Below are 15,532 nucleotides of genomic sequence, written 5' to 3' on the forward strand. Positions count from 1 at the left end.
AGAGGTCAGGAGTGGTCGATTTCAGACGTCCAGAACGACCGATCATGACCACTGGACGAGGCGGGGCCAGATTCTGATCGCGAGAGGTCACCTTTGGCCGACGTTGCTGCCCGGGCCACCTCCGCGATGAGCTCAGCGAGCCGCCCGGGCTGGTCGAAGCCCACGAGGTGGCCCGCCCCGCGGATCCGCACCACTCTCCCATCGGGTGCCGCGCGCGCGAACCGCGTTGCCTGGATGGACAGCTGGTCCCAGCGCCCGCCCGCGACGACCACCGGGCAGGTGACGCGTCGGAGCATCGCCGGGCGGCAGTAGGCCATCACGTCACGCCAGGCGGCGGGCGTGGGGTCGAAGTAGTAGCCCCCGGCGATGGCCTCGTCCACGACCTCCAGGGGATACAGCCGGCGCAGGACCCGGTCGTTGACCCGGGTCATCCGCTCGGGTCCGGCCCGCTCGGTGAGCGCCCCCACCATCCGGTATGCCGCGGCCCCCACCCCCGTGGGCACCGCGGCGCTCCCTACCAGCACGAGTCCGGCGAGCCGGCGCGGGAAGCACCCGGCATACGCCATCGCGACGTAGCCGCCGAGTGAGTGCCCGACGAGGACCACGGGCGGGACGGGCGCATCGGCATCGCGCGCGGTGTCGCCCTCGACTGCCTCGGCCACCGCACCGATCGCCCGGTCGAGCGTGAACGCTTCACCGGCCCGGCTGCCGTGCCCCGGCAGGTCGGGCGCGACTACCTCGAACTCCGGTGTCAGTGAACGGATCTGAGGCGCCCACTGCGTGTGCGAGAGCCGCGACCCGTGCACGAGGACGACGCGCGTCCGCTGGCCGTCGACGCCGGGCACGATCTCGGTGGCGGTCAGAGCCAACCGTTGTCGTCCGCGATGCGCACGGCGTCGGCCCGGTTCCGCGCGTCCGTCTTGCCGATCGCCGCAGACAGGTGGTTGCGCACCGTGCCCTCGGAGAGGAAGACGGCGGCGGCGATGTCGGAGACGCTTCCACCGCCGCGCGCCGCACGCAGCACCTCGGTCTCCCGCGTGGTCAACGGCGACTCCCCTACGGCCAGGCTGTCGGCGGCCAGCCCCGGGTCGACGACCCGCAGCCCGGCATGGACCCGGCGGACCGCGTCGGCGAGCTGCCGGGCAGGGGTGTCCTTGACGACGAACCCGCTGGCCCCGGCCTGCAGAGCGCGGCGCAGATATCCCGGGCGGCCGAAGGTCGTGACGATGAGGACCTTCACGTCCGGCAGGGCGGACCGCAGCTCGCGCGCCGCCTCGATGCCGTCCAGGCCGGGCATCTCGACGTCGAGGAGAGCCACGTCGGGGAGGAACTCCTTCGCGGCGGCCATCACCTCGTCACCCCGGCCGACCTCCACGACGACCTCCATGTCGTTCTCGAGGTCGAGCAGGCTCGCGAGCGCCCCACGCACGAGGGCCTGGTCGTCGGCCAGGAGCAGTCGGATCGTCACGACCTCACGGCCCGACTGGTCTGGCCGGCCGGGCTCGCGTGGCTCGCCTGATTCTCGGCGAGGTTCTGCTCGTGGTCGTCCACCAGACGCTCCGGCACCAGGCGGTCGTCCACCAGACGGTCCGGCACCAGACGGTCCGGCACCAGACGGGCCGGTACGACGACGGCCAGCGAGAAGCCGCCACCCTCCGGGAGCTCGACGATCAGCCGGGCCCCGGCGGCCGCCGCCCGCTCCCGCAGCCCGATGAGGCCGTTGCCCCCGTCGGCGCCCACGCAGCCCCGGCCGTCATCGGTGATGCGGACCGATGTCTGGGACAGCGACACGGTGCAGTGCTGGGCGGCGCTGTGCCGCACCACGTTCGTGACGCCCTCCCGGATCGTCCAGGCGAAGAGCTCGCGCCACTCCGTGGGCACGTCGTCGGTCGAGCCAGGAAGGCTCGCACTGATCTCGGCCGCCTCGAGCGCGGACTTGGCCCGGGAGATCTCCACCGGCAGGGTGAGCTCGCGGTAGCCCTCGACCGTCTTGCGCACGTCGGCCAGGGCGTCGCGCGACAGTCGCTCGATGTCGGCGATCTCGGCGCGCGCCCGCGCCCGGGCCTCCTCGGAGTCGGCCTCCAGGAGCCGGCCGGTGAGTTCGGCCTTGACCGTGATCACCGTGAGTGAGTGCCCGAGGATGTCGTGCAGGTCGCGCGCCATCCTCGCCCGCTCCTGACCGATCATGAGCTGGGCGTTCTCGTCCTTGGCCCGCACGAGGTCCATGCTGCGACGCATCGCCTGCCAGATGCCCCATACGGCGAAGGACCCCAGGCCGACCGACAACCCGATGCCGTTGGCCCCCTCCCAGCCCGGCACCGTGCGCGAGAGCAGCTCCGACCCGGCGGCAAGCACGACCGCCTGCCCCACCGCGAACCGCGTCGGGAGCATCATCACGCCGGCGATCGAGAGGTAGACGGCAGCGGATAGGCCGGCCGAGTGGAGGCTGAGGACCATGACGGCGCCCAGGAGGAGCAGCGCGAGGTAGAGGCGGAGCGACTGGGCGGTGACCCTCGTCAGGCTCTCGCCGCGGGAGCGTTTCGGGCGGGCGAGCAGGAACGACACCATGTAGAAGACGGCGAAGGCGACCGTCGACACGAGCCCGACCCAGCCCACGAGCGCGCCTCGCTCCCGCCATCCTTCCTGGATGGCGGGAGCGAGGAAGATGAGCCAGACACCGGCAGCGGCCAGCGCCCACCCGCTGAACCGACGCTCGTAGGTCGCGACCGGGTCGGTCAGCGGCTGGTCGGGCGAGTCAGTCATGGGCACGACGCTACTCCGGGTTCGTTGCGGTGGACCGGCTTGCCGGTGAGGTGGGCGGTCAGACGCGGTCGGTGTCGCCGCGCAGGCGCCAGGCAGCGCCGCCGACGAAGATCGCCAGCCAGACCACGACGTTGGCGACCCACCACCACTGCACGGTGTCGCCGGTGAGCGGTGCGTGCGCCAGCTTCGAGATCCCGTACATCGGGGTGAAGCGCGCGAAGATCTCGAAGGCGCTGCCGTCGGTGAGCGGGATGAAGAGACCGCCGCCGAAGGCGAGGAGCGCGAGCCCCGGGCCGAGGATCTGCATGACGTTCTCACTCGGGAGCAGGTAGCCCATGAAGAGACCGAATGCCGCGAAGACCAGTGAGCCGGCCCAAGCGATCGCCGCGGTGGCGACGAACAGCCACGGGCTGTCCATCTTCGCGTGGGTGAAGAGCCCGCAGATGTAGACCACGAGGATCGAGAGCAGCCCCAGCACCATCGCGACCGCGACCTTGATCGTGACGTAGGCGATGGGCGAGAGCGGCGTGAGCCGGAGCTGTCGGCTCCACCCCTGGGCCCGTTCTGTGGCGACCATCGCGCCCCCACCGGTGGTCGAGATCATCGCGCCGTAGAGCGCCATCGAGATCATGATGAAGGCGCCGACGTTGCCGCGGCCGGCATTGTCGTTGGTGTAGGTCTGGCCGACCCCGAACAGGAAGTAGAACGCCGCCGGCACGACGAGGCTGAAGATCATCGTGCGGCGGTTGCGCAGGACTCGCTTGAGCTCGATCCACGCGAGGGTCCTGTTCAATCCGCCCATGGGCGGGACCTTGCGCAGGGACCGGTCGACCACCCCGGCAGCGGGCACGCTGGTCGTTGCGGATGCGGTGGACGCGGTCGAGGCGGACGTGGTCATCGGGCACTCTCTTCGGTCTGGGCTTCGGTGTGGGACGAGGTCAGGGCGATGAAGGCGTCCTCGATGCCGCGGGCCTCGATCTCGAGGTCGTGAGCGGTGGTCTCGGTCAGCAGGTAGCGGGCCACCGCGTCGGTGTCGTTGCTGTGGATCAGGACCGTCTCGCCCCGGATCTCGATGCTGTCCGCAGAGGGCACGGCCGACTGCAGCGACTCGGTGGTCGCACCCGGGAGGGTGGCCCGCACCGTGCGGCCGGCCGACATCGCCTTGATCTCGGAGGCCGTGCCGTCAGCGACGATCTCGCCCTGTCGCACGAGGATGATCCGGTCGGCGTAGGCGTCGGCCTCCTCGAGGTAGTGCGTCGCGAAGACGATGGTGCGGCCCTTGCCGGCGTCCTGGCGGATGGCCGCCCAGAAGTCGCGGCGGCCCTCGACGTCCATGCCCGTCGTCGGCTCGTCGAGGACGAGGACCTCGGGGTCGGAGAGCAGCGCCATCGCGAATCGCAGCCGCTGCTGCTGACCGCCGGAGCACTTCTGCACCTTGCGGTCGGCGATCTCGGTGATGCCGGCCCGCTTCATGACGGAGTCGACCGAGGCGGTGTGGGTGAAGAGCGAGCCGGTCAGCTGCAAGGTCTCCCGGACGCTGATGTCCTTGAGCAGCCCCGCGGTCTGCATCACCGCGGCGACGAGGCCGTGGGCGATGGCGGTGCGGGGCGCCTCGCCGAGGATCGTGACCTCCCCCGCGGTGGGCTGGGAGAGGCCGAGGACCATGTCGATGGTCGTCGTCTTGCCCGCGCCGTTCGGGCCGAGGAAGGCCACGATCTCGCCCGGCTCGATGTCGAGGTCGATGCCCCGGACGGCGTGCACCGATCCGAAGTCCTTGCGCAGCCCACGGATGGAGATGGCAGGCGCCGAGGTGCCTGACCGGGCCGAGCCGAAGGCCCGGGTTGGAGAAGCTGTGGTTGTCATGGCCCAACCCTCGTGCTCGCCCCGCCCGGTGTCACCCCACAGGCGTCACGAGTCACCCGTGACGTCCGTCAGGGGTATGCCGCGTCGAGGCGCTCGCGGAGCCGGCTCACGGCCCGGTCGGCGGCCGTTCGCACCGCCGGCTCGTCGTCGTCACGGGCACGCTCGGCGGTGGCCAGGTGCTCGTGCTCGCCGACCACGGCGAGGGCCCGTAGGGCAGCCACCCGGACCCGCAGGTTCTTGTCGCGAAGCAGGTCGGCGGCGACGTCCGCAGCCTCACCGACCTCCCAGCGGATGACGACCTTGGCGCACGTCTCGCGGACGCGCCACGCGGGATCCTGCAGTCCCGCAACGATGTCCGGCGCGCACTGCTCGTCCCAGACGTAGAGCAGGGTCCGCGCCGCCCACGTCCGCACCCAGTAGTCGTGGTCGCTGCCCACCAGACGAGCGGGCGAGCCCCACGTCAGCGCCGCCCGGCCCGCGAGCCACCCCGGGTCGGGCTCGGCCACGTCGCCGTATGCCGCCCGCCCGGCCAGCAGGTCGCCGCACCACCGGGTCAGCTCGTCGTCGCCGAGGGCGTCCGCTGCTGCGCGGGCGCGCTCCGCGGGCGTCGCGGCCAGCACGGCGTCCGTGATCGTGGTGGTCACGACCACCACTCTCCCGGACGTGGGCGGCATACCGGGGTCAGCAGCCGACGAGCCGCTGGGCGAGCCACCCCTCGACGTGGTCGAGGCCGATCCGCTCCTGCGCCATGGTGTCGCGCTCGCGGATCGTCACGGCCTGGTCCTCGAGGGTGTCGAAGTCGACGGTGATGCAGTAGGGCGTGCCGATCTCGTCCTGGCGGCGGTAGCGCTTGCCGATGGCCCCGGCGTCGTCGAAGTCGACGTTCCAGTGCTTGCGCAGCGTGGCGGCGAGGTCACGCGCCTTCGGTGACAGGTCGGTGTTGCGCGAGAGCGGCAGGACCGCCGCCTTGACCGGCGCGAGCCGTGGGTCGAGACGCAGGCTGACCCGCTTGTCCACGCCGCCCTTGGTGTTGGGGGCCTCGTCCTCGGTATAGGCGTCGACGAGGAAGGTCATCAGCGAGCGGGAGAGACCGGCGGCCGGCTCGATGACGTAGGGGGTGTACTTGTCGCCGGAGAGCTGGTCGAAGTAGAGGAGGTCGGTGCCGGAGGCCTCGGAGTGCGTCTTGAGGTCGAAGTCGGTGCGGTTGGCGATGCCCTCCAGCTCGCCCCACTCGGAGCCGGTGAAGTTGAAGCGGTACTCGATGTCGACGGTGCGCTTGGAGTAGTGCGACAGCTTCTCCTTCGGGTGCTCGTAGTGCCGCAGGTTGTCGGCCTTGATGCCGAGGTCGACGTACCAGGCCGTGCGCGCGTCGATCCACGTCTGGTGCCAGGCCTCGTCCTCGCCCGGCTTGACGAAGAACTCCATCTCCATCTGCTCGAACTCGCGGGTGCGGAAGATGAAGTTGCCCGGCGTGATCTCGTTGCGGAAGGACTTGCCGATCTGGGCGATGCCGAACGGCGGCTTCTTGCGCGAGGAGTTCATGACGTTGAGGAAGTTGATGAAGATGCCCTGGGCGGTCTCGGGGCGCAGGTAGTGCAGGCCCGCCTCGTCCTCGATGACGCCGAGGTAGGTCTTCAGCATCATGTTGAAGTCGCGCGGCTCGGTCCACTGGCCACGGGTGCCGCAGTTGGGGCAGGCCACCTCGGTGAGCAGGACGGAGTCGGGGTCGACCTGCTCGCCCTTGAGGGCCTTCTTCTCGGCGACCGCCTCCTGCAGGTGGTCGGCGCGGAACCGCTTGTGGCACGACAGGCACTCGACGAGCGGGTCGGTGAAGACCCCGACGTGGCCCGAGGCGACCCATGTCTGGCGCGGCAGGATGATCGAGGAGTCGAGCCCCACGACGTCGTCGCGCTGGGTGACCATCGACTTCCACCACTGCCGCTTGATGTTCTCCTTCAGCTCCACGCCGAGCGGGCCGTAGTCCCAGGCCGATCGCGTCCCGCCGTAGATCTCACCGCAGGGGTAGACGAACCCTCGGCGCTTGCAGAGGCTGACGACGGTGTCGACGGTGGAGGTCTCCTTGGCCATGACACCAAGGTTATCGGTCGCCGCGACCTGTTTTCGCCGTCGGTATGCCGCGCGGCCCCGCCCGGTGCGCGGCATCGCCCGGCGCGCACGCGGCATACTCTGGTGACGTGAGCCTGCCCTTCCGATCCCGTGTCGAGCACAAGACCTACCCGGTGGTCGAGCGCTTCAACAGGCTGCCCCGGCCGGTGGTCTTCCTGGCCGTGCTCGCACTCGTCATCATCGGGATCTTCGTGCCGCACGTCGGCTTCCTCGCGACTCTGCTCGTCGCCCTTCTCGTGGCGTTCCTCGTGTGGTCGACGTGGCCGCTCTGCACACTCCCCGAGCGGGTCATGCGGATCGCCGTGCTCGCGATCATCGTCGCCCTGACGATCGTCCAGGCCTTCCCGCGGTCCTGACCCCGGATCCGTGAGAGTGGTTTTGACAATCATTCTCACTCGGGCCAGACTGGGGACATGTCGAACCGCCACCTGCCTCGAGCCCGCCCCCGCCATCTCGTCGGGCTCGCTGTCGTCACCCTCCTCGGCGCGACCGCCCTGGCGGGGTGCTCCGGTTCGTCGGCAGCGAGCAGCAGCAATGGCTCGGGCGGGACCCTCGACGTCGTCGCGTCCTTCTATCCCATCGAGTTCGCGATCGAGCAGATCGGCGGAAGCCACGTCCACGTCACGAGCCTGACCAAGCCGGGCGCCGAGCCGCACGACGTCGAGCTCACCCCGAAGGACGTCGCGACGGTCACCGACACCAAGCTCGTCGTGTATGCCACGGGCTTCCAGCCCGCGGTCGACGAGGCCGTCTCGCAGCAGGCTGCCGACCGCGCTTTCGACGTCGCGCCGACCGCGCACCTCGACCTCGCCGCCCCGGCCGAGGGGGGCAAGGCACCCGCCGCCGGCGCGAAGGACCCGCACTTCTGGCTCGACCCCGAGCGTTACCAGGCGGTCTCGAAGGCCATCGGCGCCAAGCTCGCCGAGGTCGACCCCGGCCACGCCGCCGACTACGCGAAGAACACGACCGCGTTCGTCGCCAAGCTCGTGGCGCTCGACCAGGAGTTCGCCGCCGGCACGAAGACCTGCACCAACAAGGACCTCGTCACGAGCCATGCGGCGTTCGGCTACCTCAGCACGCGCTACGGCTTCACCCAGGTGCCGATCACCGGGCTGGACCCCGAGGTCGAGCCCTCCGCCGCCGACCTCAGCCGGATCGCCGACTTCGTCAAGGCCCACAGGGTGACGACGATCTACGCCGAGACCCTCGTCGAGCCGAAGTTCGCCCAGACCGTCGGCGACGCCACCGGCGCCAGGGTCGCCACCCTCGACCCCATCGAGGGCCTCACCAGCAAGTCCGTCGGCAAGGACTACCTTGAGGTCATGCGCTCCAATCTCGTGACCCTGCAACAGGGACAAGGGTGTTCGTGACGGCGTCGGCGCCGGAGGTCGACGGCGCGAGCACCGCTCCCCCGATCATCTCCCTGCGGTCGGCCTCCTTCGGGTATGCCGACCGCGCGGTCGTCTCCGACGTCACCCTCGACGTGCGGGCCGGGGAGGTCGTCGCCGTCCTCGGACCCAACGGGTCGGGCAAGTCGACCCTCGTCCGCGGGCTGCTCGGGTTGACCCAGCACCTCGGTGGTGACCTCGAGCTGTTCGGTGTCCCGCGGGACCGGTTCCGCGACCACGCCAGGGTGGGCTACGTGCCCCAGCGGCATACGCTCTCGACGTCGGTCCGGGCGACGGTCGAGGAGATCGTCGCGACCGGCCGGTTGGTGCGCCAGTCGTGGTTCGACCGACCGAACCGCACCGACCAGTCCGTCATCGACCGGGCCCTCGACGTCGTCGGGCTCGCCGACCGGGCCCGCGCCGACGTCACGACCCTGTCCGGGGGCCAGCAGCGCCGGGTGCTCATCGCCCGCGCCCTCGCCTCCCAGCCCGACGTCCTGATCATGGACGAGCCGACGGCCGGCGTCGACACGGCCAACCAGCACGTCCTCGCCGAGGTCCTCGGCCGGCTCGCCGCCCAGGGCGTGACGATGGTGATCGTCACCCACGAGATGGACGCCTTCGTCGACGTCGTCACCCGAGTCGTCGTCATCGACAACGGCCGGGTGTCCTTCGACGGCCCCGCGGACGACTTCGGCCGACAGTCCGGGGCCGTCCTCCACGAGCACCACACCCACCATCACGATGACGAGATGCGCAGGGCCGCAGGGCTGCCCGGCACACCGGGGGCCGGGCCCCTCGACCGCTCGGGTGGTCGTCGTGCTTGACCTCCTCGCCTACGGCTTCATGCAGCGCGCGCTCCTCGCGGCGCTGCTCGTCGGCCTCGTTGCGCCGCTCGTCGGCATCTTCCTGATCCAGCGGCGCCTTTCGCTCATCGGTGACGGGATGGGCCACGTCGCCCTGGCCGGCGTCGCCATCGGGCTGTTCACCAACACCTCGCCCGTGTGGTCGGCCCTCGCCCTCGCGGTCGTCGCCGCGGTCGTCATCGAGCTCATCCGCGCCAACGGCCGGACCAACGGCGACGTCGCCCTGGCGATCATCTTCTACGGGGGCATCGCCCTCGGCGTCGTCATCATCGGCAAGGCGCCAGGGGGCACCCCGGCCAACCTCACGGCATACCTCTTCGGGGCGATCACGACGGTGCGCGAGAGCGACCTCTGGGTCTTCGGCGTGCTCGGACTCGTCGTCATCGTCGGCACCTGGCTGCTGCGGCCCCGGTTGTTCGCCGTCGCCAACGACGAGGAGTATGCCCGGGCGAGCGGGATGCCCGTGCTCGCCCTCAACATCGCCCTCGCGATCCTCACCGCGGTCACGGTGGTCGTCTCGATGCGCATCGTCGGTCTGCTGCTCATCAGTGCGCTGATGATCGTGCCCAACGCCGCGGCGCAGCTGCTCGGGACCAGCTTCCGCACGTCGATGCGCCTGGCCATGCTCATCGGCCTGGTGTCCGCGGTGGGCGGCGTCGTCGTGTCCTACGAGGCCGACACACCCTCGGGCGGCACGATCGTCATCCTCGCGATCGGCTTCTTCCTCGTCGCCGCGATCGGTGCGTCGCTCCGGGGCCGACTGGCCGCGCGGCGGCACGAGCGCGCCGAGCGGCACGCCCACGAGCACGGGGTGCAGTGCGGCCACCCGGCGGTCGCGCACGGCGACCACGTCGACTACCTGCACGACGGACACCGGCACGCGCCCCACGAGGGCCACTACGACGAGCACGACCAGGAGGTGCGGCGCTGATGGTGCAGACCCCCAAACGGCTCACGCGGCAGCAGAGCGCCGTCGCCGAGGCGCTGCGGTCCGGCGAGGACTTCACCTCGGCCCAGGACCTGCACGCCCGGCTCCGCTCGTCGGGCAACCCGATCGGTCTCGCCACGGTCTACCGGACGCTGCAGACCCTGGCCGGCGACGGCGACGTCGACGTGCTGCGCACCGACGACGGCGAGTCCGTCTACCGGCACTGCAGCACCGGCCACCACCACCACCTCGTCTGCCGGGCGTGCGGGAAGACCGTCGAGGTCGAGGGACCGATGGTCGAGAAGTGGGCCGACAAGATCAGCGCGCAGAACGGTTTTCGCGACGTGCGCCACACCCTCGAGATCATCGGCACCTGCTCGGAGTGCCCGGCCTGACCTGCATGGAATCGGCACGCTCTATCCGGCGGCCGAGCCGGCGCGGGCCCGGGCGCGCAGGTCCTGCGCCGACGCGGCATACGTCTCGCCGGCGGCCCTGAAGTAGGTCGCCAGGCCCCTCTGTTGGGGCGCGCTGAGACCGGTCACGACCTCGGCGATCGGCACGCGCACCGATTCGAGGATCTCGGCGAGCCGGTCGGGGACGTGTCCCGTGTGCTCGACGAGCACCCGCCGGCGGTCGTCCGGGTCGGCGACCCGCCGCACGTAGCCGGAGTCGACGAGCCGGTCGATGAGGCGCGTCGTCGCGCTCGTGGTCAGCCCCATCCGCTGCGCGAGCGCACCGGTCGTCATCGCTCCCTCGACGTCCAGCAGGCTCGACGCCTGGTAGTCGGTCGGACCCATCCCGACCGCGTCGGCCGCGGCGAGGTGGAAGAGCACGAGCGAGGCGAGGTAGCGGCGGTAGTCGGCGGAAGCTTCAGTCATCGTCCCGCTCGACAATCATGTGTATCCATGCAACTATTGCGTTCACACACCCAACATAGCAGGAGGAGTCATGGTCATCACCGCACCGGACCTCGAGCTGGACATCGGGATCCGCACCTGCCTGGACCGGATCACCGCCGCCTGGGACGCCGGCGACGCGAGGGCGTATGCCGCGCAGTTCACTCCCGACGCCAGCTACGTCATCTACGTGGGAGACGCCTCCCTCGGTCGCGACGCGATCGAGCGCGCGCACGCGCGGCTGTTCGCCAGCTGGCTCAAGGGAACTCGGATGGACATGCGCATCATCCAGGCCAGGCACATCGCGCCCGGGACCGCCGTCGTCCTCACCGAGGGAGGCATCGGCAAGGGCAGGACGATCCGCCGCGACAAGCTGCAGACCTTCACGCTGGTCGAGGAGGAGGACGGCGCCGGCGACCCGCTATGGAGGTGCGCCGCCTTCCAGAACACCAGGCGCAACCGGCTGCTGCTGCGCGTCCAGCGCCTGTTCGACCGCAACCGCAGCGCCTGACCCCAGGACGACCTTCCTCAGCCCTGGCGACGCGTCTCCAGCAGCCGCAGCCAGATCTCGCTGACCGTGGGGTAGGAGGGCACCGCGTGCCAGAGGTCGGCCAGGGTGACGTTGCCGATGATGGCGACGGTCGCGGAGTGGATCAGCTCCGCCGTGCCGTTGCCGACGAACGTCGCGCCGACGAGGGTGTCCTTGGCACGGTCGATGACGAGCTTGGCCCGGCCCGTGTAACCGTCCTCGAGCAGCGCGGCCCCGGCCACCCACGAGAGGTCGTACTCCACGGTCTCCACGTCGATCCCCGCGTCGCGGGCCGCGGCCTCGGTCAGCCCGACGCTGGAGACCTCGGGCGATGTGAACGTCACGGATGGGACTGCGCGCTCGCTCGCGAGGTCGCGGTACTCGCGACCGGTGGCGCGCTCCCCCGCTGCCCGGGCACCAATGACTGCACCGGCGATGCGGGCCTGGTACTTGCCCATGTGGGTGAGGAGCGCGCGACCGTTGAGGTCACCCACGGCATACAGCCACTGACCCGGCACCCCCTCGACCTGGAGGCGGTCGTTGACCTCGACGTAGCCGCGATTGCCGGCCACCCGGTCGGCGATGCCGAGGGTCTCGAAACCGAGCTCGGCAGAGTTCGGCGTGCGGCCGGCCGCGACCACGACCTCGTCGACGACGAACCTCCGCCGCCGGCCGAGGTGCACGGTGACCGGCCCACCGCTGATGTGGCCGACTCCCTTGTCCAGCGGCCCTTTTCGGTCGACCGCGGTGACCGCCGAGCCCAGGATGATCCGCGCCCCACGGTCCTTGAGCGACTGGCGCACGAGCTCACCGGCGAACGGCTCGGCCCGACCGAGCAGGCGTTCGCCGGGGTCGATCACCGTCAGCTCCTCGACGCCCATGCCGAGCAGCCACGTCGCCGCCTCGCAGGCGACGACACCACCGCCGATGATGGCCACGCGACGCGGCACCTGGTGGAGGTTGGTCACGTCGCGCGAGGTCCACGGCAGGGCCTCGGCCAGACCTGGGAGGTCGGGGACGGTCGCGCCGGTGCCGGTGGCGAGGACGACGGCCTGACGGGCGTGCAGCATCCGCGGAGGGTCGTCGCCCGCCGCGACCTCGACCGTCCGAGGGCCTCGCAGCCGACCGACACCGCGGACCACGTCGATGCCGGCGTCGTTGGCCCATTTCACCTGACCGGAGTCGTCGAGGTGCGAGGTGAAGGAGTCGCGGCGACCGAGCAGGCCTCTCACGTCGATGCCCCGGGCGCTCGTGCGACCGACGAGCCCGGGCAGGTGGCGCGCCGACTCGAGGACCTCGATCGGTCGCAGCAGCGCCTTGCTCGGCATGCAGGCCCAGTAGGAGCACTCACCGCCGACCAGCTCGGACTCGACGATGACCGCGGTCCGGTCGCTCCCCCTGATCGCGTAGTCGGCCGCGTTCTCGCCTGCCGGGCCGCCGCCGATGACGATGACGTCCCACGTGTCCTGTCCAACCCCTGCATCCGGTGCCATGGGCTCAGCGTAGGACGCCTGTGACCGCCCTCCCCGCCGGAGGAACCGAACTCACTCCCCCGCCGTCCATGTCAGCGGCATCGTTAAACTCGTGCCCATGGCGGGCCGACCGCGGCGCCGACGCCCATCCACGTCAGGAACAGGGGAACCCATGCACCGCAACGTCACCGCGATGGTCTGCGGCGCCACCCTCGGCGCGCTCGTCCTCGGCGGCTGCTCCGTGTCGAAGAGCGCCACCAGCACGACCAGCACGTCCTCGTCGTCGTCCTCGTCGTCGTCCTCCTCCGACACGAGCGGCGACTCGTCTTCCGGCACCTCGACGACCGCCGCCGTCGCCGCCGTCCCCTTCGACACGAGCACACTGCCCACCTCGACGGCCACTCTCGGCGCCGACCTGCCCTATCTCGCCCTCCCCGCGACCATCAAGCTCCAGACGGAGGACAAGCTCGCCGACTTCGACACCCCGTTCTGGGTCGGCACGGGGTTCCACGTCGTCACCGGTACGACGTGGCAGTCGTTCCTGCGCAAGGCGGACACCGCCGACACGGTGCCCAACTTCCCCAAGGAGGTAGCCAAGGCCGTCACGGCACTGGGTGGCACGGTCGTGGTCCAGGACAGCACGGCGTCCTCCGCCTACCTCGACGCATTGCCGGAGACCACGACCAGCGCCCTCAACACCGGCTACGGATCGATCAAGTCCTCCCCCGTGACCACCTGGGTCATCAGGACGCCCAGCAAGACCGTCTGGGTGCAGCTCTGCCTCGCGGCCGCGGACAACGGCTCACTGCTCGTCACCGACGAGAACCTCAGCAGCTCGACGACCACGACGACCACGACGACCGGCGCGTCGGGCACGAGCACCACCGGCTGACCTCAGGCCGACGGCGTGTCCACCGCTCCGCCGTACCTCCGGTCGCGGGCGACGTACGTCTCGATCGCCTCCCAGAGATGGCGCCGGTCGAAGTCGGGCCAGAGGGTGTCGAGGAAGACCATCTCGGCGTAGGCGGACTGCCACAGCAGGAAGTTCGAGGTGCGCTGCTCCCCGGAGGAGCGCACGAAGAGGTCGACGTCGGGCATCGACGGCACGTCGAGGTGCCGCTGGATCGTCTTCTCGTCGATGGACGAGGGCTTGAGCCGACCGGCCTTGACCTCCTCCGCGATGCGCACCACCGCGTCGGCGATCTCGGCGCGTCCGCCGTAGTTGACGCAGAAGTAGAGCGTCAGCCCGGTGTTGTCCTGAGTCAGCTCCTGGGCGACCTCGAGCTCGCGGATCACCGAGCGCCACAGCCGCGGGCGACGGCCCACCCAGTGCATCTGCACGCCCCACTCGTCGAGCTGGTCGCGCCGACGGCGGATGACGTCGCGGTTGAAGCCCATCAGGAACCGCACCTCGTCGGGCGAGCGGCGCCAGTTCTCGGTGGAGAAGGCATAGGCCGACAGGTGGGTCACGCCGATCTCGATGGCGCCGGCGACGACGTCGAGCAGCGAGGCCTCGCCGGCCTCGTGACCCTTCGTGCGCGGGAGCCCCCGGGCGTTGGCCCATCGGCCGTTGCCGTCCATGACGATCGCGACGTGCCGTGGGACGAGCTCCCGGGGGAGGGCCGGCGGGGTCGCCCCGCTCGGGTGCGGAAACGGTGCTGCGTATGCCGCGCCCGGCTCGCGAGGGGTCACACCGGTTCTCTCACGTCGGGTTGTGTCGCGCCGAGGTGGCGGTCGAGGGCCGGGTGGCTGCCCAGCGGCGGCACAACGGCGGCGAGGTCGACGCCGTCCTCGTGCGCGCCAGCAGCCTTGAGCGGCAACGTCCGTCGCGGCGGGGCCGGTGGCCGGGTGCCGTCGCGGTCGACGTGGCGCAGGGACCGGACCCCTCGCTCGAGGTGCCACTGCAGGAACGCGCTGACCAGCCCGCTGCCCTCTCGCCGGTCGCGCGCTTCGGAGCCGTCGGCGATGACCCAGTCGCCACTCAGCAACGAAGCCAGGAGCCGCATCGTCTCCGGCGCCGGAGCAGCGGAGCCGGGCGGGCGGCATACGGTGCAGACAGTGCCGCCGGCAGCGATGTTGAAGGCGCGGTGCGGGCCAGGCGCGCCGCACTTCGCGCAGTCGTAGAAGCTCGGCGCCCAGCCGGCGATCGCGATCGAGCGCAGCAGGAAGGCGTCGAGGACGAGGCTGGGGTCGTGCTCGCCGCCGGTGAGCGAGCGCAGCGCGCCGACGAGCAGGAGGTGCTGCTGGGTCGCCGGCTCGTGCTCCTCGCAGAGGCGCTCGGCGGTCTCGACCATGACCGTCGCCGCGGTGTATGCCGTGTAGTCGCGGCAGATCGCGTCGCCGTAGACCGCGAGCGTCTCGACCTGGGTGACCGTGTCGAGGTTGCGGCCCTCGTAGCACTGGATGTCGATGACCATGAAGGGCTCGAGCCGGGCGCCGAAGCGCGACCGCGTGCGCCGGACCCCCTTGGCGACCGTGCGCACGAGCCCTCGGTTGCGGGTCAGCAGGGTGATGATGCGGTCGGCCTCACCGAGCTTGTGCGTCCGCAGGACGACCGCTTCGTCTCGGTAGAGGGGCACGCTGGCATTCTCCCCCACCAGCGGCCCGGGTTCGCCATGACACGCACCCACCGCCCATCCCACCCCGCGGGGGTTGACGCTGCGTCAAGGGGGTTGACGCCCGTTATAGCGGGCGTCAACC

Annotated in this window: 18 protein-coding genes; 7 read left to right on the forward strand and 11 right to left on the reverse strand. The window is 70.8% G+C overall.

Annotation, left to right across the window (positions count from 1 at the left end; all coding sequences use genetic code 11):
• Positions 1-5: 5 nt before the first annotated feature.
• The 7 genes from Q0R63_RS07465 to Q0R63_RS07495 all read right to left on the reverse strand — a co-directional run bounded on the left by Q0R63_RS07465 (position 6) and on the right by Q0R63_RS07495 (position 6,714).
• Positions 6-869, reverse strand: coding sequence for an alpha/beta hydrolase (locus Q0R63_RS07465; RefSeq protein ID WP_295695882.1), 864 nt, complete (start codon positions 867-869; stop codon positions 6-8).
• Positions 860-1,468 carry a response regulator transcription factor gene (locus Q0R63_RS07470; protein WP_295695884.1) on the reverse strand — a complete coding sequence of 203 codons (609 nt, stop codon included), beginning with the start codon at positions 1,466-1,468 and terminating at the stop codon, positions 860-862. Before Q0R63_RS07470 ends, Q0R63_RS07465 begins: the two co-directional genes overlap by 10 nt.
• The gene (locus Q0R63_RS07475) at positions 1,465-2,763 is read right to left on the reverse strand and encodes a histidine kinase (protein WP_295695886.1); all 1,299 of its coding nucleotides are present in this window, start codon (positions 2,761-2,763) and stop codon (positions 1,465-1,467) included. Before Q0R63_RS07475 ends, Q0R63_RS07470 begins: the two co-directional genes overlap by 4 nt.
• A 58-nt stretch (positions 2,764-2,821) precedes the next feature.
• Positions 2,822-3,661 carry an ABC transporter permease gene (locus Q0R63_RS07480; protein WP_295695889.1) on the reverse strand — a complete coding sequence of 280 codons (840 nt, stop codon included), beginning with the start codon at positions 3,659-3,661 and terminating at the stop codon, positions 2,822-2,824.
• Entirely contained in the window at positions 3,658-4,626 is a 969-nt protein-coding gene (locus tag Q0R63_RS07485) for an ABC transporter ATP-binding protein (protein ID WP_295695891.1), read from the reverse strand. Before Q0R63_RS07485 ends, Q0R63_RS07480 begins: the two co-directional genes overlap by 4 nt.
• Before the next feature lie 68 nt (positions 4,627-4,694).
• A complete protein-coding gene (locus Q0R63_RS07490; RefSeq protein ID WP_295695893.1) occupies positions 4,695-5,270 on the reverse strand; it encodes a HEAT repeat domain-containing protein in 576 nt (191 codons plus the stop codon).
• A gap of 37 nt (positions 5,271-5,307) precedes the next feature.
• Positions 5,308-6,714 (reverse strand): glycine--tRNA ligase, encoded by a 1,407-nt coding sequence (locus tag Q0R63_RS07495; RefSeq protein WP_295695895.1) that lies wholly within the window; start codon positions 6,712-6,714, stop codon positions 5,308-5,310.
• Positions 6,715-6,821: 107 nt separating this feature from the next.
• Here Q0R63_RS07495 and Q0R63_RS07500 point away from each other — a divergent pair, with 107 nt between their 5' ends.
• Genes Q0R63_RS07500 through Q0R63_RS07520 form a run of 5 tightly spaced genes read left to right on the forward strand, consistent with a single transcriptional unit; the run spans position 6,822 to position 10,330 of the window.
• Positions 6,822-7,109 (forward strand): DUF6703 family protein, encoded by a 288-nt coding sequence (locus tag Q0R63_RS07500; RefSeq protein WP_295695897.1) that lies wholly within the window; start codon positions 6,822-6,824, stop codon positions 7,107-7,109.
• Positions 7,110-7,166: 57 nt separating this feature from the next.
• Positions 7,167-8,123 carry a metal ABC transporter substrate-binding protein gene (locus Q0R63_RS07505; protein ID WP_295695900.1) on the forward strand — a complete coding sequence of 319 codons (957 nt, stop codon included), beginning with the start codon at positions 7,167-7,169 and terminating at the stop codon, positions 8,121-8,123.
• A complete protein-coding gene (locus Q0R63_RS07510; protein ID WP_295695902.1) occupies positions 8,114-8,968 on the forward strand; it encodes a metal ABC transporter ATP-binding protein in 855 nt (284 codons plus the stop codon). Before Q0R63_RS07505 ends, Q0R63_RS07510 begins: the two co-directional genes overlap by 10 nt.
• Positions 8,961-9,938: a metal ABC transporter permease gene (locus Q0R63_RS07515; protein WP_295695904.1), complete on the forward strand. Its 978-nt coding sequence runs from the start codon at positions 8,961-8,963 to the stop codon at positions 9,936-9,938. The genes Q0R63_RS07510 and Q0R63_RS07515 overlap by 8 nt, the downstream gene beginning before the upstream one ends.
• Positions 9,938-10,330 carry a Fur family transcriptional regulator gene (locus Q0R63_RS07520; protein ID WP_295695906.1) on the forward strand — a complete coding sequence of 131 codons (393 nt, stop codon included), beginning with the start codon at positions 9,938-9,940 and terminating at the stop codon, positions 10,328-10,330. The genes Q0R63_RS07515 and Q0R63_RS07520 overlap by 1 nt, the downstream gene beginning before the upstream one ends.
• A gap of 21 nt (positions 10,331-10,351) precedes the next feature.
• On the opposite strand, the gene Q0R63_RS07525 is transcribed toward Q0R63_RS07520, so the two are convergent.
• Complete coding sequence (locus Q0R63_RS07525; RefSeq protein WP_295695909.1) at positions 10,352-10,813, reverse strand: MarR family transcriptional regulator; 462 nt, start codon at positions 10,811-10,813, stop codon at positions 10,352-10,354.
• 70 nt (positions 10,814-10,883) lie between these two features.
• Between Q0R63_RS07525 and Q0R63_RS07530 the strand changes: the two genes are divergently transcribed.
• On the forward strand, positions 10,884-11,342 hold the full coding sequence (locus tag Q0R63_RS07530) for an SgcJ/EcaC family oxidoreductase (protein ID WP_295695911.1): 459 nt from the start codon (positions 10,884-10,886) through the stop codon (positions 11,340-11,342).
• A 17-nt stretch (positions 11,343-11,359) separates the two neighbouring features.
• Here Q0R63_RS07530 and Q0R63_RS07535 read toward each other — a convergent pair whose 3' ends face one another.
• The gene (locus Q0R63_RS07535; protein ID WP_295695913.1) at positions 11,360-12,853 is read right to left on the reverse strand and encodes an NAD(P)/FAD-dependent oxidoreductase; all 1,494 of its coding nucleotides are present in this window, start codon (positions 12,851-12,853) and stop codon (positions 11,360-11,362) included.
• A 151-nt stretch (positions 12,854-13,004) separates the two neighbouring features.
• Here Q0R63_RS07535 and Q0R63_RS07540 point away from each other — a divergent pair, with 151 nt between their 5' ends.
• Entirely contained in the window at positions 13,005-13,724 is a 720-nt protein-coding gene (locus Q0R63_RS07540) for a hypothetical protein (RefSeq protein ID WP_295695915.1), read from the forward strand.
• A gap of 2 nt (positions 13,725-13,726) precedes the next feature.
• Here the strand turns inward: Q0R63_RS07540 and Q0R63_RS07545 are convergent, their stop codons facing one another.
• Both Q0R63_RS07545 and recO read right to left on the reverse strand, forming a co-directional pair.
• On the reverse strand, positions 13,727-14,524 hold the full coding sequence (locus Q0R63_RS07545) for an isoprenyl transferase (RefSeq protein ID WP_295695917.1): 798 nt from the start codon (positions 14,522-14,524) through the stop codon (positions 13,727-13,729).
• Positions 14,521-15,411, reverse strand: coding sequence for a DNA repair protein RecO (gene recO / locus Q0R63_RS07550; RefSeq protein WP_295695919.1), 891 nt, complete (start codon positions 15,409-15,411; stop codon positions 14,521-14,523). Before recO ends, Q0R63_RS07545 begins: the two co-directional genes overlap by 4 nt.
• Positions 15,412-15,532: the final 121 nt, after the last annotated feature.

It is taken from the genome of Lapillicoccus sp. (genome assembly GCF_025353065.1).
Lineage (GTDB): Bacteria > Actinomycetota > Actinomycetes > Actinomycetales > Dermatophilaceae > Lapillicoccus.